At 40.0% G+C, this 21,182-nt stretch carries 16 protein-coding genes and 1 tRNA gene; 8 read left to right on the top strand and 9 right to left on the bottom strand.

Features of this window, described 5'->3' with window-relative positions:
• Together H3T46_RS05700 and H3T46_RS05695 are read left to right on the top strand one after the other, a co-directional pair.
• Nucleotides 1-726: a glycosyltransferase family 2 protein gene (locus H3T46_RS05700; protein ID WP_155581010.1), complete on the top strand. Its 726-nt coding sequence runs from the start codon at nt 1-3 to the stop codon at nt 724-726.
• Between the two features lie 33 nt (nt 727-759).
• Nucleotides 760-2,445: a glycosyltransferase family 39 protein gene (locus H3T46_RS05695; protein WP_198197822.1), complete on the top strand. Its 1,686-nt coding sequence runs from the start codon at nt 760-762 to the stop codon at nt 2,443-2,445.
• Between the two features lie 95 nt (nt 2,446-2,540).
• Here the strand turns inward: H3T46_RS05695 and H3T46_RS05690 are convergent, their stop codons facing one another.
• Complete coding sequence (locus H3T46_RS05690) at nt 2,541-2,843, bottom strand: YggT family protein (RefSeq protein ID WP_155569721.1); 303 nt, start codon at nt 2,841-2,843, stop codon at nt 2,541-2,543.
• Nucleotides 2,844-2,952: 109 nt separating this feature from the next.
• On the opposite strand from H3T46_RS05690, the gene H3T46_RS05685 reads away from it, so the two are divergent.
• Nucleotides 2,953-3,028, top strand: a tRNA-Ala gene (locus tag H3T46_RS05685).
• A gap of 40 nt (nt 3,029-3,068) precedes the next feature.
• Here H3T46_RS05685 and H3T46_RS05680 read toward each other — a convergent pair.
• Nucleotides 3,069-3,794 carry a helix-turn-helix transcriptional regulator gene (locus H3T46_RS05680; protein WP_155572375.1) on the bottom strand — a complete coding sequence of 242 codons (726 nt, stop codon included), beginning with the start codon at nt 3,792-3,794 and terminating at the stop codon, nt 3,069-3,071.
• A 379-nt stretch (nt 3,795-4,173) separates the two neighbouring features.
• Between H3T46_RS05680 and H3T46_RS05675 the strand changes: the two genes are divergently transcribed.
• The 4 genes from H3T46_RS05675 (at nt 4,174) to H3T46_RS05660 (ending at nt 11,125) form a co-directional block, all read left to right on the top strand.
• Nucleotides 4,174-5,343 carry an efflux RND transporter periplasmic adaptor subunit gene (locus H3T46_RS05675; RefSeq protein ID WP_155572374.1) on the top strand — a complete coding sequence of 390 codons (1,170 nt, stop codon included), beginning with the start codon at nt 4,174-4,176 and terminating at the stop codon, nt 5,341-5,343.
• Nucleotides 5,344-5,366: 23 nt separating this feature from the next.
• Entirely contained in the window at nt 5,367-8,528 is a 3,162-nt protein-coding gene (locus H3T46_RS05670; RefSeq protein ID WP_283949372.1) for an efflux RND transporter permease subunit, read from the top strand.
• 4 nt (nt 8,529-8,532) lie between these two features.
• A complete protein-coding gene (locus tag H3T46_RS05665; RefSeq protein ID WP_198197820.1) occupies nt 8,533-10,062 on the top strand; it encodes an efflux transporter outer membrane subunit in 1,530 nt (509 codons plus the stop codon).
• Nucleotides 10,063-10,225: 163 nt separating this feature from the next.
• Nucleotides 10,226-11,125, top strand: coding sequence for a DMT family transporter (locus H3T46_RS05660; protein ID WP_110439168.1), 900 nt, complete (start codon nt 10,226-10,228; stop codon nt 11,123-11,125).
• A gap of 35 nt (nt 11,126-11,160) precedes the next feature.
• Here the strand turns inward: H3T46_RS05660 and glpK are convergent, their stop codons facing one another.
• From glpK to trpB, 7 genes are all read right to left on the bottom strand, one after another.
• The gene (gene glpK, locus H3T46_RS05655; RefSeq protein ID WP_155566088.1) at nt 11,161-12,660 is read right to left on the bottom strand and encodes a glycerol kinase GlpK; all 1,500 of its coding nucleotides are present in this window, start codon (nt 12,658-12,660) and stop codon (nt 11,161-11,163) included.
• A gap of 27 nt (nt 12,661-12,687) precedes the next feature.
• On the bottom strand, nt 12,688-13,476 hold the full coding sequence (locus H3T46_RS05650) for an MIP/aquaporin family protein (RefSeq protein WP_198197818.1): 789 nt from the start codon (nt 13,474-13,476) through the stop codon (nt 12,688-12,690).
• A 25-nt stretch (nt 13,477-13,501) separates the two neighbouring features.
• On the bottom strand, nt 13,502-15,010 hold the full coding sequence (gene glpD, locus H3T46_RS05645; protein WP_155572371.1) for a glycerol-3-phosphate dehydrogenase: 1,509 nt from the start codon (nt 15,008-15,010) through the stop codon (nt 13,502-13,504).
• A 192-nt stretch (nt 15,011-15,202) separates the two neighbouring features.
• Entirely contained in the window at nt 15,203-16,507 is a 1,305-nt protein-coding gene (locus tag H3T46_RS05640) for a folylpolyglutamate synthase/dihydrofolate synthase family protein (protein ID WP_198197816.1), read from the bottom strand.
• A 5-nt stretch (nt 16,508-16,512) separates the two neighbouring features.
• Nucleotides 16,513-17,373, bottom strand: coding sequence for an acetyl-CoA carboxylase, carboxyltransferase subunit beta (gene accD, locus H3T46_RS05635; RefSeq protein ID WP_122124164.1), 861 nt, complete (start codon nt 17,371-17,373; stop codon nt 16,513-16,515).
• A gap of 41 nt (nt 17,374-17,414) precedes the next feature.
• Nucleotides 17,415-18,227: a tryptophan synthase subunit alpha gene (gene trpA, locus H3T46_RS05630; RefSeq protein WP_155566083.1), complete on the bottom strand. Its 813-nt coding sequence runs from the start codon at nt 18,225-18,227 to the stop codon at nt 17,415-17,417.
• The gene (trpB, locus tag H3T46_RS05625; RefSeq protein ID WP_198197814.1) at nt 18,224-19,450 is read right to left on the bottom strand and encodes a tryptophan synthase subunit beta; all 1,227 of its coding nucleotides are present in this window, start codon (nt 19,448-19,450) and stop codon (nt 18,224-18,226) included. The genes trpA and trpB overlap by 4 nt, the downstream gene beginning before the upstream one ends.
• A gap of 385 nt (nt 19,451-19,835) precedes the next feature.
• Here trpB and rho point away from each other — a divergent pair, with 385 nt between their 5' ends.
• Nucleotides 19,836-21,107 carry a transcription termination factor Rho gene (rho, locus tag H3T46_RS05620; protein ID WP_155569715.1) on the top strand — a complete coding sequence of 424 codons (1,272 nt, stop codon included), beginning with the start codon at nt 19,836-19,838 and terminating at the stop codon, nt 21,105-21,107.
• The last annotated feature ends 75 nt before the right edge of the window (nt 21,108-21,182 follow it).

Genomic DNA, 21,182 nt, shown 5'->3' with positions numbered 1-21,182 from the left:
ATGAATTATAAACTTTCAATTGTAGTTGCTGTTTTAAACGAGGCGGATAATATTTTACCTGTCTGTCAGGAAATTGCTTCTGTTTTGCCAAAGTTGCCTGATAGTGAAGTTATTTTTGTTAATGATGGAAGTACTGATCATACGCTGGATCAGTTAATCGAAATAAAAAAAACGATTCTTCCCGGGCTTGTTATTTTATCTCATCCTAAATGTTGCGGTAAATCAGCTGCATTATTGACTGCAATCAAAGTTGCAAAGGGGGAATGGATTGCAACTCTGGATGGGGATGGTCAGGATGATCCCATTGATATTGTTGCAATGTGGAATGTAATGCAGCGATATCAAGGAAAACCCCCGTTAGTTGTAGGGGTAAGATTAAAGAGACATGATAATTTTTCCCGTCGGTTTGCAACGCGGTTTGCAAATGGGTTAAGACGCCGTTTGTTGAATGATGGCTGTCCAGATACGGGTGCGCCAATGAAATTGTTTATGAAAAACGATTTTCTTTCCTTACCGCAGTTTGAAGGGTTACATCGTTTTTTACCGGCTTTATTTGCCCATTATGGCGTTCCTTTATTATGTTATCCTGTCCATCATAGACAAAGATTGAATGGATTTTCTAAATATACCAATTTAAATCGTGCCCTTGTGGGAATAAGGGATTTACTGGGGGTAATGTGGTTATTAAATCGTATTCATTTGCCTAGTAATATTAGAAAGTCTTAAGACCGAAACAGATCAAGATAAAAAGGGATAAGCATGAGTATTTCTCATCTCTCGGAATCGTCTTTTCGTTTGAAGGCAAGTCATTATTTGTGGCTTGCCTTGTTTGTTTTTGTGTTGTTTTTACCTGGTAGAGCAAGCCTTCCACCACTGGATAGGGATGAGGCCCGGTATATGCAGGCAACATCTCAAATGCTGGAGAGCGGTAATTATATTGATGTTCGGTTTCAGGACAAGCCTCGTTATCTGCAACCTGCCGGAATTTACTGGTTGGAAGCGTTTTCTGTTAAGGCGGCATATTCCATCAGTCATAAAGAGGTTTGGCCATATCGTATTCCTTCCCTCTTTGCTGCGGTTGGATCTGTTTTACTGACTGTATGGATAGGCAGTCTATTATTTGATTCATGTATTGGTTTATTTGCGGGTATTTTTCTGGCAGTTTCGGTAATACTTACTGCGGAAGGTCGTATGGCCACAATAGATACGACTTTACTGTTTTTCATTTTACTTGCCCAAACGAGTGTTGCAAAAGCGTGGTTATCCCGTTCATCTGTGGAAAAATCACCTTTTCACATTGCCGCAATCTATTGGGGCGCAATTGGGTGTGGATTGATGTTGAAGGGGCCAGTTATTCTCATCCCAACCTTATTGACTCCCTTGACTCTAGCCTGGGTTCAAAAGGATAAATCATGGTGGAAACAATTAAGGCCCGGCTATGGCTGGTTAATTTCTGTAATGATTGCCCTACCCTGGTGTATTGCCATTGCCTTGATAAGTCATGGACAGTTTTTCACAAATGCAGTTGGTACGAATTTTTTAGGGAAGATTGCGTCAGGACAACAGGCGCACGGATTACCACCAGGGTATTATCTTCTGGTTTTTCTAATTGCATTTTGGCCGGGTTCCCTGTTTACGGCATGGTCGTTACCTTTTATATGGATGGAAAGAAAAACTGAATCAGTAAAATTTTTGTTATGTTGGATTATTCCCCATTGGATGGTCTTTGAGGTTATTGCAACCAAACTTCCCCATTACGTATTGCCTACATATCCTGCGATTGCAATTCTTACATCTGCTGCATTATGGAAAATTTCTGAAAGGTGGCATGGTCCAATTTCTGTCTTGGGAAAGGGACTATTTTATTTTTATATGATTTTATGGTGTTTGGTTGGAGTCATTCTGGCTGTTGGAAGTGTTATCTGGGCACATTTCATGACAGGGGAATGGTATTATGCCGCGATGATCGGGGCAGTCACTGTATTATGTCTGATTGGGTATGTTATTTACTGTTTCTGCAAACAAAATGTTCAAAGGGCTTCTCTTTTTTCCATATTGGCCGCTCTAATTGTTTATATTCAACTATTCGTAATCTTGATTCCTTCTTTACAACCAGAATGGCTAAGTTATAAAATCGCACGAACTGTTCATTTTCTTAAACCCTGTCAGAAAACGGTTTTGGCTTCGGCCTCTTATTCAGAACCAAGCCTGGTTTTTTTAGTTGGGAAAGAGACACAGCTGATTAACGTGATGAAAACAGCTGCATTTCTTGAAAAGAATAAGGTGTGTGGAATAGCTTTGGTTGATCGGAAAGATCAGAAAGTGTTTAAAGAGTATTTGGATAAAGATAATATTTCCGTCGATTTATTGGGAGAAATCAAAGGATTAAATTATTCGACTGGAAAAAAATTGAATTTGGGTCTGTATAAAGTTCATTCATGGTAATTAAAAGAAATTGATACGAAATGCTGTTTTTGAAAAGCAAAGATAATGATTCATTATTGGGTATTGTTTAATTTTGAATAACGGCATTTTTTAATTTAATGGGTAAAAATTGATAAGTTAAAAAAAATACGAAACAATAATGGACGAATAAGATAATCAATAATTAAAAACACAATGATAGGACTGATATCTATACCACCAAGATCTGGTAAAATTCTTTGAATGGGTCGTAAAATCGGCTCGCAAAGCTTGCTCAGGAAAGTGCCAATTACATAAACGGCCCGTGCGTTAGGATTAATGATGTTAAGTGCAAATAGAAAACTGAAAATACAATAAGCGAGCAGGATGAAAGAATAAAGGCTTAATAAGGTTTGAAGTAATTGATATAGTTCAAACATATCTAATTCCTTGATAACGGATTCTGATGGTAAATTATGGTATGGATTATATAATTCTTTCTTGACAGTTTTTCTAGGAATAGTATCAATGAATTAGATTTTATTTTAGGGGGTTATAGCTCAGTTGGGAGAGCGTCTCGTTCGCAATGAGAAGGTCAGGGGTTCGATTCCCCTTAACTCCACCATAGATGTTAAGACCTGAATTGATTCTCTGGTTTCAATGAATTAAAGAAATCTTGCAACGACGGTAAAATAATTCTGCCACGTTTTTTTACAGATTTTTCTTTCCTTTTCAGGATTGTAATATTTTATTAACCAGAAATTCTGGTGATCCTCTATTAATTCTCCCATTGTATAGATGTGGAGATTATTATCCACCTTTAAAAAAAGACAGATATTTCCTTTCTTGGCAATTTTACGGGGATGTAAAATTATAATGTCGCCAATTTTAAAGATAGGTTCAATATTACGGTTTGCGATTGAAATACCGAAAGCATCTTTTTCAAATGTTACAACATGGGGACGTTTAACATACTCAATGGGCGTATCCGTCAGAATAAAATCATCATGGATCAAGTTCATTGTACCGAAAACAGGTATTTCTTCATCCAGTTTAAAGTTATCAAAAGAATGATCACTAAAATCAGAGCTATCTTTTTTTGAGTTAACTTTAAAATTTGAATTGAAAAATTGAGTTATTTTTGGGGTAAGTTTAATCTGACTTTTTAATTTCCCCTTGCCGATATTTGGGTTTAGATGGTCGAGTTTAACATTCAGAGCAAGTGCAACATAAGGTAAAAGAGAGCTTTCACGAATATTGCCATTTTCAATATTCGCTATGGTTTGTTGGGAGCATCGACCCGTTAGCTTTCTGACTCTTTCTGCCAATTGGGACTGAGAAAGTTTTAAATATTTTCTAATTTTTTTGACGTTGTTACCAATGGTGGTCATTCTTTTTTTTAAAATAAAATGTTGGAATTGTATATTTTTACTTTATAAGTTTTAATATTAAAATCAAAACCGGCTATACAGCTTATAAAAATATACGGTAAATAAGATTATTTTTAATAGTTAAATTTATTGGTTAAGTTTTCCAATAATTTGCTGAAAATGAAAAATTTGGATTCAATTTTTTTGTTTGTTGAAAAATAACTGTTGTTTATTCGAAGCATACCGATATTATGGGAAGGCTTTTAATAAGAATATACAATATTATGTATATTATTAAGTGAATAAGCTTAAATTGTTCATATTATAATTTAAAATTTACTTTATTTATAGATACTCAACAGTAAATTTATCTTGATTTTTAAGGAAATAGGGAAGAGAAGTGACAATAACAGATTCTTTCTTTACAAAATGGCATAAAGAATATGCTTTATTATTTGCTTTATTATTGCCACTTAATGCATGTAAAAAACAGCAACCTGCTCGACCCATACCTAGTGCGAATTTTGTAACGGTTCATGCTCAAGAAGTTGAGAATTTAGTTGAGCTGACTGGACGTGTTTCTCCGATGCGCGTTTCACAGGTTCGTCCTCAGGTAAATGGATATCTTTATAAAAGGTTATTTGAAGAAGGTACGGATGTTATTAAGGGACAACAGCTTTATGAGGTTGATCCTCGACCCTATCAAGCCGCTTTAAATGAGGCGCGGGGTAAGCTTAACCGTGATTTGGCGACATTACGCACCCAGACTTTGAAGTTAAAAAGATATGGCCCATTGAAAAATATGGATGCTGTCAGTCGTCAGGATTATGATGATACACTTGCTGCACAAGAAGCAACTAAGGCTGATATTGAAAGTGATAAAGCAACAGTAAGACAGGCTGAACTGAATCTTGAATATACGGGAATTAATGCCACCATTTCTGGAAGGATAAGTCGTTCTATCCAAACGCAGGGCGCATTAATGTCTGTTAATCAGGCCGATCCAGTCGCTGTCATTACGCAACTTGATCCAATTTTTGTTGATATTATTGAACCTACCGCAGAACAGTTGCGTTTACGTTCAAGACAGGAAAATGGAAAATTACAGACCTTACGTGGGGCAGCCCATGTTCCTATTGATTTGATTTTAGAAGATGGTTCTCGTTATCCCTTACAGGCGAATTTATTATTTACCGAAGTTGTGACAGATCAGGAAACAGGATCTGTTATTCAGCGGGCAATCATACGTAATCCTGATAAATTATTGTTATCAGGCATGTATGTTCGTGCTGTTATGCATGAAGGATATGAGAAAGGGGCCTTTTTAATCCCTCAGGAAGCTATTATGCGTGGTTTGGATAATGCTCCCTATATTTATATTATTAACAAGGACAATGTTATTGAAAGACGTAATGTAGAATTACAACGTATTCAGGATACATACTGGGTTGTTACAAAAGGTCCAGTAGATGGTGATCATCTTCTTGTTAGTAATCCAACTTCATACAGGCCAGGTCAAAAAGTCGTTCCTAAAGAAGGACGGACGATTACGGCAGAGGTCCCTAATTAAAGTGTTATAATTGGAATTTTTACATGTCATTGTCGCGTTTTTTTATTGACAGGCCGATTTTTGCTTGGGTTATTGCTATTCTTGTTTCATTGATTGGAACAATTTCTATTATAAGCCTGCCTATTGCACAATGGCCTTCAATCGCCCCTCCACCAATTACATTAAGTTTTACCTATCCAGGTGCTACCGCAGATACGGTTCAAAGAACGGTTGTTGATCCAATCAGTCAAAATCTATACGGTTTGGATAACCTAGAATATATTTCCACTTCCGCTAATGCTGATGGAACCGCATTGGTTACCCTCACCTTTGCACAGGGTACCAGTCCGGATATTGCACAGGTTCAAGTATTGAACCGTATTGATGTTGCCCGTTCATTGTTACCATCAACGGTTGCGTTGCAAGGAATTCGTATTTCGAAATCCAATAAAAGTTACATGATGTTTTTTGCCGTTCAATCTTCTGATCAATCCATGGATGAGGGAGCTCTGGGAGATTTATTGGCAAGTGATATACAGAATCCCGTTACCCGATTGAACGGGTTGGGAGATTATACAGCCTTTTCATCAGAATATGCGATGCGTGTCTGGTTGGATCCAGATAAGCTGCATGATTATCAGCTTAATGCAACGGATGTGATGAATGAAATTGGTTCCCAGAACTCGGAACAGCCTTTGGGTGAATTTGGAAAATTGCCAGCTTTGCCTAACCAGCGTTCTGATATTTATACAGGTGGTGTAAGACGTTTGGTCACACCAGAGGAATTTCAGAATATAGTTGTTAAAACACAGGTAAACGGTGCACGTATCCGATTGAAAGATGTTGCTAGGGTTGAATTGGGACCAATGACTTATCAGCCAATTGGTATGATTAACAATCAGCCTGTTGCTGCTTTTGGTGTCAAGCTTGCTTCTGGGGCCAACCAGTTGGCGCTGTCAAAAGATATTCATAATAAGATTGCAGAATTATCCAAGTATTTTCCAGCAAATACAACCTATTTATATCCACAAGATACCTCGACATATATTATTGAATCAATGGAAGAGGTCGTTGAAACTCTTGTTATTGCGATTTTGCTGGTTATTGTTGTGATGTATGTTTTCTTGCAAAATTTTAGGGCGACGTTTGTACCTGCAATTGCCGTTCCCGTAGTTTTGTTGGGAACATTCGCAATCCTGTTTTTTGCTGGATTTTCGATCAATACCTTGACAATGTTGGCTATGGTGCTTGCCATTGGGTTGCTTGTGGATGATGCGATTGTGGTCGTGGAAAATGTTGAGCGTGTTATGGAGGAGGAACATTGTTCTCCTAAAAAGGCTACTCAAATTTCCATGGATCAGATTAGTGGGGCCCTGGTTGGTATTGCGCTTGTTCTATCCATTGTTTTTATTCCCATGGCTTTTTTCAGCGGTTCTGCCGGGGTGGTTTATCGGCAATTCTCAATTAGCATTGTTGCAGCGATGGCTCTTTCTGTTGTCATTGCATTGATTTTTACCCCCGCTTTGTGTGCAACGGTTTTAAAACCTAAGGAAAAAAAGGAACAGCACGGTTGGTTCTTTACGAAATTTAATAACGGGTTTGATAAAATGGTCGATGGGTATATTCGAGGGGTGAAGCATATGATTCACCATTCACGTATAACCATGATTATTTATGTATTCATTACGGTTGCCGGATTATGTGTTTTTTATATTTTACCCGAAGGGTTTTTACCTGATGAAGATCAAGGGGTTGTTTACATGCAGGCAACATTGAGTCCTGGATCTTCAGCCGCAATGACGTCGAATGTCACCCGGAAAATGACAGATTACTTTGTTAAGTATGAGAATAAATATATCAAGTTTGTTTTTACGGCGATTGGGTTCAATTTTGGTGGTCAGGCCCAGAGTGCAGCTTTTGGTGTTGCCCGTTTGAAAGAATTTGATGAAAGGGGTAGCGATTCCAGGGCAACCGCTCAAGCTATCGCAACAAGGGCGATGCATGCATTGTCTTCTATCCCTGGCGCCAATGTGTTGGCATTTCTTCCGCCTCCCGTTATGGATTTAGGTTCGTCAACCGGGTTTGACTTTGAATTGCAAAATCGTGGACATCTGGATACCATTACCTTTATGAAGGCAAGGGACGCTTTGTTAAAAAAGGCCAGTGCGGATCATCGTCTCGTTGCCGTTCGCCCGAATGGGTTGCCTATTGCCCCGCAATATTATTTCAATATTGATCGTGATAAAGCACATGCCCAAGGGGTTAGTATTGACAGTATCAATCAAACGTTATCCATTGCTCTGGGATCTTCTGATGCGGGATTATTTAACTTGCGTGACCGTGTAAAACACGTGTTTGTACAAGGAGATGTCAAGTCGCGAATGAAGCCTGATGATCTAAGGCGTTGGTTTGTCCGGAACAACAATGGCAAGATGGTTCCATTAACCTCGTTTGTTGATGGTGAGTGGAAAATGGCTCCTCAGAAAGTGGAGACCTATAACGGTTATCCATCTTTTGAAATCATGGGGCAGGGAGCTCCTGGTATCAGTAATGGTACAGCGATGAAAATCATTGAGGGTTATGCAAATGAACTTGGCAAGGGAATAGGCTATGAATGGACGGGCATGTCATATGAACAGGAAAAGTCCTCTGGACAAGCCGGAAAACTATATGCTGTTTCTATTTTGGCAGTCTTTTTATCTTTGGCGGCTTTGTATGAAAGTTGGGCTATACCTTTTTCCGTTATCCTGGTGGTTCCCTTGGGAATTATTGGAGCGGCGGCAGCGGTTTATCTGCGTGGAATAGATAATGATATTTATTTCCAGGTTGGGTTGTTAACAACCGTGGGGCTTGCGGCCAAGAATGCCATCCTGATTGTTGAATTTGCTAAGGAACATTATGATACTGGTACAAAAACATTGGAAGAATCAGCGATAATGGCTGCACGTGAACGTATTCGGCCTATTCTGATGACCTCGCTGGCATTTGTGATCGGAACTGTTCCTCTGGCAATTGCAAAAGGGGCGGGTGCTGCAAGTCACGTGGCCATTGGTACAAGTGTGGTGGGTGGTGTTATTACAGCCACTTTGTTGGCCCTCTATTTTGTCCCTGTATTTTTTATTGTCGTTCTGGGATTATTCAAGGTGCGTCCTCATCCATTAAATAATAAGAATGTTGATGCAACCGCTGGACAGACAGGAGAGTAAAATAATGATGAAAATAAGAAAGTCATTTCGGTCACCGCTTATATCCATGACTTTAGCTTTAATGATATTTTCAACGACCTCCTGTAATCTTGTTCCAGATTATAAACGCCCAGATGCATCAATTTCCCAGCAATGGCCGATGGGCCCCGCTTATGGGCCCCCCTTGCCCAAGGATTCAAATTTGCCACAAGCCTATAATGTCGGTTGGAAGGTTTTCTTTCGGGATCCAGTCTTGAGTGAATTAATTTCCATGGCTTTGGCTAATAATCGTGATTTACGTGAGGCAATCGAGAATATTACGGCTTCCCATGCCAGTTACATGCGTCAAAGAGGTGATTTGTTTCCAACAGTAAATTATTCTGCGGGGGCTTCCTATCAAACGAGTCCGGGAAAAACCTTGGGCGGTATGCGGGGCTATACGCATTGGAACCAATTATCAACGGGATTTGGTGTATCAAATTATGAAATTGATATATTCGATCATGTTCGGAGTTTGACCAAAGCGGCCAGGGAAAGTTACTTGCAGCAGGTAGAGAATACTTTATCTGTGCAAATTTCGTTGATTAGCGAGGTTGCCAATACATATATGGCCTGGCTTGCGGATTGTGACAGTCTTCGTACTGTTCAGGAAAGCTTGCATAATCGTGAAAGGAATTTACAATTAATTCAAGGAATGCATACCTATGGTCAACAAAATGCCCAGGCTGTGGCACAAGCAACAGAATTGTTGCAAGAAGCCCGAAGTCAGGAGCAGGTTTATCAAAAAACGGTTGCCAATGATCTGAACAGTCTTACTTTGTTGATTGGTCAGCCTATTCCACAATCTGTCTTGCAAAAGGCCGGTCCTAATCCCTCTCTGGATAATTTTGTTTCCATGCCAGAGGTGGCGTCGGGTATGCCATCGGATCTTCTCGAACGTCGTCCAGATATTTTATTGGCAGAACATCAGCTTAAAGAAGCCAATGCGAATGTTGGATATGCCAGAGCCGCTTTTTTTCCATCCATTCAGCTAACAACATCAGGCAGTACGGCAGGAGCAACTTTTGCACAAATGTTTGGGCCATATTCTGCGGCTTATACATTTATGCCGAAAATTACCGTACCTGTAATTGATGAGGGGCAAAATCTGGCACAATTGAGAACAGCAAAAGCTAAAGTGCGTGCCGCCGCCGCTCATTATCAGAAAGTGATACAATCTTCTTTCAAGGAAGTTGCGGATGCTTTGGCAGCCAGAACAACATTAAAAGAAAAGTGGAAAGCTGAATCTGACAATGTCAAGGCAAGCCAGACAGATTACCGTTTGTCCTATGCCCGGTTCAGTAATGGAATTGATAGTTATATCAGCACATTAACGGCGCAAAGAACATTATTGACCGCCCAAGTTTCATCTATTCAGGCACGTCTTCAATATATGCAGAGTCTTTCAACTTTGTACAGAACGTTGGGAGGAGGATGGAGTGCAGAAAATGCTTTTCAGACCTATCAATCCAATGGAAAGAAATTGAATACTCAGGTAGATAAGAGCAAGCAATAAATTTATTATGAATTAAATCGGTTTGCGATTAGAGATTATCTGAAGAGGATAATCTCTTTTTTTTATCCATATGAATTTTATTTTTATTTTGAAAAATTGTATTGAACAGGTGCCGAATTGCAATGGATAGTAAAATCAATCAGTTATCGGTAAAAAAACGGATATGAATATTGGAAAAAAATACATAGGGATAATCTCTATTTTAATGGCTTCTGTTTTATGGGGGACAACAGGGGTTGCCGCTCAATTTGCACCTGAAGTGAGTGCGCTTGCGATTGGGTCAGGTGCTATGGGTATCGGTGGGTTGTTGCAATCAGTGATTGCCTTGCCATGTCTAAAAAATTATCAGGGGAAATTATATAGTCAAAAAGGTTGGATTATATTGGGTGCCCTTGCCGTTATGTTTTACCCTTTGGCTTTTTATGGTTCGATGCGGGTTGCCAGTATTACGGTTGGAACAGTTGTTTCAATTGGTTCGGCACCATTTTTTTCCGCTGTACTTGAAAACATAATGGATCATTTCAAAGTCACCCTACAATGGGTTATTGGTGCCTTTATGGGAGTATCGGGTATCATCTTGCTCTGTTTTTCTGCCCAACATACCTTATATAGCCCAATATCCTTTGCAAGAATCAGTCTGGGTATTTTATTGGGATTGTTGGCAGGGTTCACCTATGCATTCTATACATGGGTTGCAAGACATTTGATACATCATGAAATTCCATCAAAGGCAGCGATGGGAAGTATTTTCGGGGTTGGTGGTCTTTTGCTGTTACCAGTTTTATTGATAACGGGCGGAACATATTTGAATTCATGGAGCAATTTATCTGTTGGAATTTATATGGCGACTATTCCCATGTTTATTGGTTATCTTTGTTTTGGTTACGGCCTGTCCTTTGTTCCAACAAGCATGGCAACTTTGATAACCTTGTTGGAACCTGTTATTGCAACATTTCTTGCCGTAATAATTGTAGGGGAAAAATTTTCAGGTTTTGGCTGGTTAGGAATTGGTTTGATTTTTTTATGTCTGGTTTGTATCTCAATTCCCAATAATAAAAAATGAAAATGCCTTTATAAGGATAAAGGCATGAGAAAAAATTATTCTTTCAGTAAAGCTTTTTTAAAGGCTAGTCGCCAACCTTTAAGTTTTCTTTCCCGTTCTGCTTGTTCCATTGCCGGTTTGAAAGTGCTACCTTCGGACCAGTTGGTCGTAATATCTTCGATATTGTTCCATATACCGCACCCAAGACCAGCAAGATAGGCAGCTCCCATTGCGGTTGTTTCAATATAAGCGGGTCGTTCGACGGTTGTATTCATAATACTGGCCAGGAATTGACAATACCAGTCATTCGCTGACATTCCGCCATCAACACGGATGGATGAGATTTCTTCAAGACTGTCCTTTTTCATTGCCTCGGCAAGATCATAGGTCTGATAGGCAATGGATTCTAGTGCGGCACGGGCTATATGGGCAGCTGTCGCATTGAAGGTTAATCCAGTAATGATTGCCTTGACATCAGGTTCCCAATGGGGGGCACCCAATCCGACAAAGGCTGGAACCATATATACTTCATGGTTGTCGTTAACCTTGGTTGCCATATCATTGGTTTGTGAGGCATGGGTGATGATTCCGATACCATCCCTTAACCATTTGATTGCAGCACCAGCAACAAAGATGGATCCTTCAAGTGCATAGGTTGGTTTACCATTTAGGCGATAGGCCGTTGTTGTGAGCATGCGGTTTTGGGAGGTTACGATTTTGTCCCCTGTGTTTAACAGCATAAAGCATCCCGTGCCATAGGTTGCCTTAACCATGCCGGGTTCAAAACAGGCTTGACCGATTAATGCGGCTTGCTGATCCCCCGCCATTCCCATAATGGGAATTGAATTACCAAACAAGGCAGGGTCTGTTGTGCCGAACAAAGTACTGTTATCTTTTACCTCAGGTAAAATAGAGGCGGGAATATTAAAGATTTTGAGTAGTTCTGGATCCCATGATTGTGTTTGTATATTAAACAGCAGGGTTCGACTGGCATTGGTTGCATCTGTTGCGTGAACCTTGCCTCCAGTTAGACGCCATAAAAGGAAACTGTCAATTGTACCAAAAGCCAGTTCACCGCGTTCTGCTTCAGATCTTACATTCGGGATGTTATCCAATATCCAGGCAATTTTTGTCGCGGAGAAGTAGGGGTCAAGAAGTAAGCCTGTTTTTTCATAGATTGTTTTTTCCAGCCCTTCTTCCTTTAAAGCTCTGCATGAATTTGCTGTCCGTCGATCCTGCCATACGATGGCATTGTAGACAGGTTTGCCCGTCTTACGGTTCCAGATAACAACTGTTTCACGTTGGTTGGTAATGCCTATGGCGGCAATTTCACTGGTTTTACCTTCAAGGGAAGCTTTGGCAATGGCGTTTTTAATTGTATATACAGTATCACTCCAGATGTCCTCCGGATTGTGTTCAACCCATCCAAGTTGAGGATAATGCTGGGTAAATTCATGTCGGCTGAGCGATATTTCTTGGCCCCGTGTGTTGAAGATAATTGAACGTGTAGATGTTGTGCCCTGGTCAAGGGCAATAATATAATGAGCTTTATTCATGGAAATTATATCCGCTTTGTAATTGGGTTATGATGTACGAGATAAAAAGGGTTTAATGAATAATTGATAGGCACCTCCACCCATGACACCGCCTAGGAATGGGCCGAAAATAGGGCCCCACCAATAAGAGGGTAAACCAGGAAAGGCAGAAGGTCCCCAGCCAGCCAAATAGATGAATATTCTAGGACCAAGATCACGTGCGGGATTGATCGCCCATCCTTCAAGATATCCTGCCGATGCACCAATAGCAGCAACTACAAATCCGATAATCAGTGCACCACTGTTTGCTTGTGGGGCAATGGTATTGTATTCATCAGTAATGGCAAAAATACTGAAAACCAAAAATGCAGTTAAAAGGATTTCGTTAAAAAAAGCATGGATAGGTGTGACTGTTAATCCGGGCGATGTGACAAAAACACCGGCCCCACCGCCCGATGGGCGGGTCAGGTGATGGACAACATTATAATGGTCAATAACTGAATAATACATGCAATAAACAAGAACTGCACCGCAAATCCCGCCAAAAACCTGGGCGATTATATAGGCGGGGACTTTTTTCCAGGAAAAATTCCGGAATAAGGCAAGGGCTAGTGTTACAGCAGGATTGGCATGGGTGCCACTTATGCTGCCAGTAACATAGATCGCGAAAGTTACACTTAATCCCCAGGAAATCGCAACACCCCAATAGGCATTTTGATAAGGACTTGGATCATACATAAGAAGCATTGCTGCTGCTGAACAACCAATAAATATGATAATTGTAACTGCAATCGCTTCAGAAATGAGCTCTCCTATGAGATTTTTTGTATTTTGCATATGTTATTGACTTTCTGGGGGGAGGTTATTGAGACTTTTGCAAATATTGAGCCAGTTTTCCTTGCTCTTCTTGGGTGAAATATAATCCCAGTTTTGTTCTTCTCCATAAAATGTCTTCTACAGTCATGGCCCATTCCTTTTCGACAAGGTAATCAACTTCATGTTGTGTCAAACCATGGCCAAAATCAATACCCATATCCGTCTTGCTTTTGGCATTGTGAATAATGTTTATGGCATCTGTTCCATAACTGTGTGCAATGCGTTTGGCAGTGATTTCATCAAGGAAGGAAACAGTATTGCGAAAATCTTTATAAAATAAATCAAAATTGCCATCGGTAATATTTCCACCTGGCAAAGGTTCTTTGTCCGTCCAATTTTGGCGGGTATATTTGAAAAACTTGGCTAGTTTTTCCATGCTATGTTCTGCAAGGCGGCGATAGGTTGTAATTTTCCCGCCAAAGATTGAGAGTAAAGGTGCCTGACTGTTTTCCTCATTCAAATCGAGGTGATAATCTCTGGTTACTGCTGAAGCATTGCTGGAGGCATCGTCATACAGTGGACGAACGCCAGAATAATTCCAGATTACATCTTTTGGAGCAATGTTCTTATTGAAATAATCGTTCACCGATTTACATAGATATTCGGTTTCATTTTCATCAATCCCAGGTAAAATATCTGGAGATTGATCCCAGGAAATATCTGTTGTGCCAATCAATGTGAATTCTTCGTGGTAGGGAATGGCAAATACAATCCGTTTGTCATCATTTTGTAGAATATAGGCTTGAGGACCTTCATAAAGTTTTTTGACAACAATATGACTGCCCTTGACAAGCCGAACATTCATTTTACTTTGAACATGCAGTTTGTCTTGTAAAAGTTCTGCAACCCATGGTCCGGCTGCGTTCACAATTACTTTTGCTGTTATGGTTGTTTTTTTCTGGGTTTTATTATCTTGGATTGTTGCACTCCATTCATTTGTTGAGCGTTTGGCATCCACAAATTTTGTTTGAGTACGAATGTTGGCACCCAGCATAGAGGCCCCTTTTGCATTTAATACAACAAGGCGGCTATCATCAACGGCGCAATCTGCATAGGTGAAGCCTTTTTTGATGTCATTTCGTAAAGGTTGTCCATATGGAGAGGTTTGTAATGAGATTAATTTGGAGTTAGGCAATTTTGGGTGGCTTGCCAAATGATCATATAAAAATAATCCGATTCGAATCATCCAGGCTGGTCGAATGGAATTTCGATGAGGAAGAACAAATTCAAGAGGACGTATAATATGAGAGGCCAGGTTAAGAAGACGTTCACGTTCCTGTAAGGCCTCCCGAACCAGGCGAAATTCATAATATTCAAGATAACGCAATCCGCCATGAATTAGTTTTGTGCTTGCAGAAGAAGTATGGCTTGCCAGATCATCTTTCTCAACGAGTAAAACTTTTAATCCTCGTCCTGCTGCATCGCGAGCAATACCTGTTCCATTGACGCCACCACCAACAATTAAAAGATCATAGGTTGTAGGCTGGGTGTTCATTAGTAATCTCCTGAAAGAATATTTTATTTATTTAATTTTATTTTTTTAATATGGTTTCAGGAGATATGAAATATCAAGCAAGAAATGGCCCTATTTGGGCTATTTCTGGTAAAGTATAGTTGTACTAAAAGTAAAAATCATATATTTAAAAGAAAATAAAAGTTTAATTATAAATAGTTATATAAATAAACCTTAAACAGGTTTCCATCCATCTTGACGTAAAACACTTCCTGCTAAGTAAAGACTTCCACAAATAAGGACTCTGTAAGGTTTTTTTTCTGTTTGTTGAAGATGAATTAAAGCATTCTTAATCGTTCCACCGCTAATGGCATGATTTTTAGAAGCCTGGATAATATTATCAATGGACATGGCCATATGTTGATCAGGTTCAACCACAGCCTGTATAGAGGTGCATAACGGGATAAGAGGGGCAAGAAATGCACTGGAATCTTTATTGTTTTTCATGCCAACAATGAGATGAAGGGGCCTGTCCTGCCATTTAGACTTTATAAATCGGGCAAGGATTTGCCCGGCATCGGCATTATGTCCTCCATCCAGCCATAACTCTGTTTCTGGAGTGATATACCTGGTCAATGTTCCTTGTAAGCGTTGCAAACGTGCCGGCCATTGTGCCTCTGCAGTACCTTGCCATGCATATTCTGGCACGGCAAGTTGGGTTGCACGTAAAGTGGCAATCGCCAAACCTGCATTATTAACCTGATGAAATCCCATTAGACTGGGTAGAGGTAATTGAAGCGTTCCCTTGGAATCATTATAAACTAGATAATCCCTTTGTTTTTCAATAGTCCAGTTTTTCCCCTGGATAAATAGTGGGGCATTCTTGGCTTGAGCTTCTTCCTGTAAAATGTTCAATACTTCTGGGGATTGATTATAAGTTATAACAGGTATGGATTTTTTGATGATTCCAGATTTTTCCCTAGCAATTTTTACAAGACTGTTGCCAAGAAAAGCTTCATGATCCATTGAGATGGAGGTGATGGTGCTGGCAATGGGATATATGACATTTGTTGCATCAAAGCGCCCACCCAATCCTACTTCAATAATTGCCAGATCAGCTGGATATTTCGCGAATAGACAAAAAGTGGCGGCTGTTAGAACTTCAAAAACCGTGATGGGTTGTTGATTATTAACTTTTTCAATGTAGGACAAGGTATCTGATAATTCTGCTTCATCAATCAGATGGCCTGAAATTCGAAAACGTTCTGTGACATTGATCAGATGGGGTGAAGTTGAAACATGAACATTCCATCCCGCTTTTTCGCCTATGGCACGCAAAAAGGAACAGGTGCTGCCTTTTCCATTCGTACCGGCCACATGAATTGTTGGGGGAAGATGCCGCTCTGGATTTTCCAGATCGTTTAGCAACCGTTTCAATCGATTGAGGGATAGATCAATCAAAGAGGGATATAGTTTGTTAAGTCGCTCGAGTATTTGACCTGAGCGTCCAGTAAATTCGGTTAAAACAGGAGAATTCATAAAAGCTAGGATGTTTGTGTATTTGTGTTACATAACAGGCTGATGAGATTGGCAAGCGTTTCTCGCATATCTGTTCTTTTAACAACCATGTCAATCATGCCGTGATCAAGAAGATATTCTGACCGTTGAAATCCTTCTGGCAATTTTTCATGAACAGTATTTTCAATAACACGTGGACCTGCAAATCCGATTAATGCATTGGGTTCTGCGATGTGGATATCCCCCAACATTGCAAAGGAAGCAGTCACCCCGCCTGTTGTTGGATTGGTAAAGACGACGATATAGGGAATTTTGGCCTCTTTCAGCATTTCTACAGCGATGACGGTACGGGGCATCTGCATAAGGCTAATCATTCCCTCTTGCATTCTGGCCCCCCCTGATGCGGTAAATATGATTAAAGGGGATTGTTGTAAAAGGGCAAGACGGGTTGCCGCAAGGAAACCCTCACCAAAGGCGGCTCCCATTGTGCCTGCCATAAATTCAAAGGCCATAACGGCCACCACTGCTTTTTGTTCCAGAATGGTACCATGTGCGACGGCAATTGATTCTTCAAGTTGTGATTTTGTGCGGTTTTCCTTTAGTCGATCGGTATAACGTTTTTTATCCCTGAAATTTAAGGGGTCTACAGGCATTTTGGGGAGCTCTATGCAAGTATAGGAATCCTGGTCAAAAGTCCATTCCAAACGCTGTTTCACAGATGCACGCATATGATGTCCACAATGTGGACAGATATTCATGTTTTTTTGTAAATCCTTGATTAACAGCATTTGGTCACAGGCATCGCAATTGGTCCACAGATTATCAGGTATATCTTTTTTTAAAAATCCTTGAATTCTGGGACGTACATATTCCGTAAGCCAACTCATAACTGATCTTTCATTGATGATGATTAATTTATAAACCTGTTTTACAGGGTATTCGCTGACAGGAGCGCAACATGCTGGATAACTTTTTCAATGGTTGTATCAGTAGAATGATAGTCCTGATTTAAGGTTGATTCCAGTGTTTTTAATAAAGCTGAGGCAACAACGGCAGCATCTGCATGTTTTATAGCGTTTTGAACATGTTCAGCTGTTGAAATTCCAAACCCGATTGCGATAGGGAGGTCGGAAACGGAACGAATGATGGGAATGGTTTTTTCCAGATCTTTCTGGGACGCGGTTTTGGTGCCTGTCACTCCCGTAATACTGACATAATAGATAAAACCACTGGCATCTTTAAGAATTTTTTCCAAACGGTTTTTGGGAGTGACCGGGGTTACCAGCCGAATAACATCAAGATGATGTTTTCCTGCATATGGTAGAATACAGCCTAATTCCTCATGAGGCATATCAACAATGATTAGACCGTCAACACCAGCCTGTTCGGCATCCTGACAAAAACGTTCGTATCCATAATGTTCGATTGGATTAACATATCCCATTAAAATGATAGGGGTTGTTTGGTTGTCCTGACGAAAATCCCGAACCATTTGCAATGTTTTTTGCATATTGGTTCCGGCTTTTAACGAACGGTTGGCAGCTGCCTGAACTGTTGGGCCATCTGCCATGGGATCACTAAAGGGGATGCCAATTTCAATCAGATCCGCGCCTGCATGTGGCATGGCCTTTAGAATATTTAAGGCGGTTTGGTAATCAGGGTCACCAGATTCTATATAAGGGATAAAAGCTCCACGTTTTTTTTGTCTAACAGTTTTGAAACAGGTGGCAATACGGCTCATAATTTTACTCCTAAATAATTTGCGATATTATCAATATCCTTATCGCCTCGACCCGATAGATTGACAATGATGATATCTTCTGACTTCATGGCAGGAGCAATTTTCAATGCATGAGCAAGAGCGTGAGAGCTTTCTAGGGCCGGGATGATTCCCTCTTTGGTTGTGCATTTCTGAAATGCGTCAACTGCTTCATCATCATTGATGGCAACATATTCCACTCGTTTCAGATCGTGTAACCAGGAATGTTCAGGACCCACTCCGGGATAATCCAGTCCGGCACTGATACTGTAAGGTTCAGTAATTTGACCATCATCATCTTGTAACAGATACGTACGGTTACCATGCAATACCCCTGATGATCCCCGTTCAATAGAGGCTGCGGTTTTTCCACTATCCAGCCCCTTTCCTCCCGCTTCAACACCAATTAGGGATACGGTAGGATCATCCAGAAAAGGGTGAAAAATACCAATTGCATTTGATCCGCCGCCTATTGCAGCAATAATTTTATTGGGTAACTTCCCTTCCGCTTCCAAAATCTGTTTTTTGGCTTCATTGCCAATAATGCATTGAAAATCTCTGACCATCATGGGATAAGGATGAGGTCCGGCAGCTGTACCCATAAGATAATAGCTGTTATGAACATTTGTTACCCAGTCTCTTAACCCCTCATTGATGGCGTCTTTTAATGTGGCATTGCCAGCGGTGACAGGAATGATTTTTGCGCCCAACAGTTCCATGCGGAAAACATTTGGTTTCTGACGTTCAATGTCAACCTTGCCCATATAGATTACACATTCCATATTGAATAGTGCACAGACTGTGGCTGTTGCAACGCCATGTTGGCCAGCTCCGGTTTCAGCGATTATGCGTGTTTTGCCCATGCGTCTGGCCAGCAAGATTTGACCCATGACATTGTTAATTTTATGGGCTCCCGTATGGTTGAGATCCTCACGTTTCAGATAGATTTTTGCACCATTGGCAATGTTTGTTAATTGTTTTGCAAACCATAATGGGCTGGGTCTTCCAACATAGTTTTTTAAATAGTAGGTCAATTCATTTTGGAATCCAGGATCTTTCTGAATGGATTGATAAGCTTTTTGCAAATCAAGGATTAAAGGGACAAGTGTTTCGGCAATAAACATTCCCCCATATTTTCCAAAATGTCCATGTTCATCAGGACCCTGTCTTAAACTATTAAAGGATGAACTAGTTTGGGACCCCACGTTTCTCTCCTAAAAACTTGATTGAAATAAAAAATCAACAAAATTATCGTTTGGTTGAGTTTAAATGATTCTGGATTTTACAGCAAATAAATGGAATTGTAACTTAAATGGCTTTTTGAAAAAAAAATAGTTATTTTTCAATTTTATTTAAAAATTAAAGTTCTTGACGTTTTTGATCTTTTTATCTATAAATCCAATCTTATATTTGATATATATATATCAAAATTTCCTTCGTATGAAATGTGTATTTTATTTTTACGTTTTTGTTTTGAAATGTATGAATAAAGGATCAATATACAATTTGGTAAATGTTTAAGTATTTGATCGCCATATTTCCTTTCCTTATTTATATGATTTAATTTTCTATTATATAGAGCCTCCATCTATGCAACTTGCCGAACTCAAGGCGCAATCTCCAGCAGAACTGCTCAATTATGCAGAAAGTTTGCAGATTGAAAACGCGTCCTCACTCCGTAAACAAGATATGATGTTTGCCATCCTTAAAAAGCTTGCTGAGAACAATCAAGCTATTTATGGAGAGGGAACTCTGGAAATTCTACCAGATGGTTTTGGATATTTACGTTCCTCTGAATCCAATTATCTGCCAGGACCGGATGATATTTATGTTTCTCCCGCACAGTTACGCCGTTTTAGTTTGCGGACAGGGGATACTGTTTCTGGTGAAATACGCGCTCCAAAAGATGGGGAGCGTTATTTTTCCTTGCTGAAAGTTGATACAATCAATTATCAGGATCCGGAAGCGGTTCGTCATCGTATCAATTTTGATGATTTGACCCCCCTATTTCCAAATGAACGGTTACAGATGGAAATTCCATCATTAATGGAAAGCAAGAATCCAAATAAGGATTTTACACCCAGAGTTATTGATTTGGTAACACCCATTGGTAAGGGGCAGCGTGCGCTTATCGTTGCACCGCCGAGAACGGGTAAAACCGTGATGTTGCAGAATATAGCAACAGCAATTTCAACCAATCATCCCGAGGTTGTCTTAATTGTTCTTCTGATTGATGAACGTCCGGAAGAGGTTACGGATATGATTCGTTCAGTCAAAGGTGAGGTTGTTTCCTCAACCTTTGACGAACCTGCGCATCGTCATGTTCAGGTTACGGAAATGGTTTTGGAGAAAGCAAAAAGACTGGTTGAACATAAACGCGATGTTGTGATTTTGCTTGATTCCATTACGCGATTGGCTCGGGCTTACAATACTGTTGTTCCTTCATCAGGTAAAGTTCTGACTGGCGGTGTGGATGCCAATGCGTTGCAACGTCCAAAACGTTTCTTTGGTGCAGCGCGTAATGTTGAAGAGGGTGGTTCCTTAACCATTATCGCAACGGCACTGATCGATACGGGTAGTCGTATGGATGAGGTTATTTTTGAGGAATTTAAGGGAACCGGTAACGCTGAACTTGTTCTTGATCGTAAGCTTGCTGATAAACGAACCTTTCCTGCGATTGATATTACTAAAAGCGGTACCCGTAAGGAGGAGCTATTGGTGGATCGTTCGAGCTTGTCAAAAATTTGGGTGCTTCGTCGTATCTTGGCGCCAATGGGAACGATGGATGCAATGGATTTCTTGCTTGATAAGTTGAAATACAGCAAAAACAATCAAGATTTTTTTGATGCTATGAATACTTGATCGTAAAAAGTATTGAACATTAGGAAATAGAATAAATCCTATGTATTTATTCTATTTCCTGAATTATAGAGATAT

The organism is Commensalibacter sp. M0133, assembly GCF_016101485.1.
GTDB lineage: Bacteria > Pseudomonadota > Alphaproteobacteria > Acetobacterales > Acetobacteraceae > Commensalibacter > Commensalibacter melissae.
The sequence above is the reverse complement of the archived record's forward strand: the minus strand, read 5'-3'. Positions and strand labels throughout refer to the sequence as shown.

What these genes read in the sequence shown, in the direction of transcription:
- H3T46_RS05700 (WP_155581010.1), top strand. Translation starts at nt 1, where the DNA reads ATGAATTATAAACTTTCAATTGTAGTTGCTGTTTTAAACGAGGCGGAT.
- H3T46_RS05695 (WP_198197822.1), top strand. Translation starts at nt 760, where the DNA reads ATGAGTATTTCTCATCTCTCGGAATCGTCTTTTCGTTTGAAGGCAAGT.
- H3T46_RS05690 (WP_155569721.1), bottom strand. Translation starts at nt 2,843, where the DNA reads ATGTTTGAACTATATCAATTACTTCAAACCTTATTAAGCCTTTATTCT.
- H3T46_RS05680 (WP_155572375.1), bottom strand. Translation starts at nt 3,794, where the DNA reads ATGACCACCATTGGTAACAACGTCAAAAAAATTAGAAAATATTTAAAA.
- H3T46_RS05670 (WP_283949372.1), top strand. Translation starts at nt 5,367, where the DNA reads ATGTCATTGTCGCGTTTTTTTATTGACAGGCCGATTTTTGCTTGGGTT.
- H3T46_RS05665 (WP_198197820.1), top strand. Translation starts at nt 8,533, where the DNA reads ATGATGAAAATAAGAAAGTCATTTCGGTCACCGCTTATATCCATGACT.
- H3T46_RS05660 (WP_110439168.1), top strand. Translation starts at nt 10,226, where the DNA reads ATGAATATTGGAAAAAAATACATAGGGATAATCTCTATTTTAATGGCT.
- glpK (WP_155566088.1), bottom strand. Translation starts at nt 12,660, where the DNA reads ATGAATAAAGCTCATTATATTATTGCCCTTGACCAGGGCACAACATCT.
- H3T46_RS05650 (WP_198197818.1), bottom strand. Translation starts at nt 13,476, where the DNA reads ATGCAAAATACAAAAAATCTCATAGGAGAGCTCATTTCTGAAGCGATT.
- glpD (WP_155572371.1), bottom strand. Translation starts at nt 15,010, where the DNA reads ATGAACACCCAGCCTACAACCTATGATCTTTTAATTGTTGGTGGTGGC.
- H3T46_RS05640 (WP_198197816.1), bottom strand. Translation starts at nt 16,507, where the DNA reads ATGAATTCTCCTGTTTTAACCGAATTTACTGGACGCTCAGGTCAAATA.
- accD (WP_122124164.1), bottom strand. Translation starts at nt 17,373, where the DNA reads ATGAGTTGGCTTACGGAATATGTACGTCCCAGAATTCAAGGATTTTTA.
- trpA (WP_155566083.1), bottom strand. Translation starts at nt 18,227, where the DNA reads ATGAGCCGTATTGCCACCTGTTTCAAAACTGTTAGACAAAAAAAACGT.
- rho (WP_155569715.1), top strand. Translation starts at nt 19,836, where the DNA reads ATGCAACTTGCCGAACTCAAGGCGCAATCTCCAGCAGAACTGCTCAAT.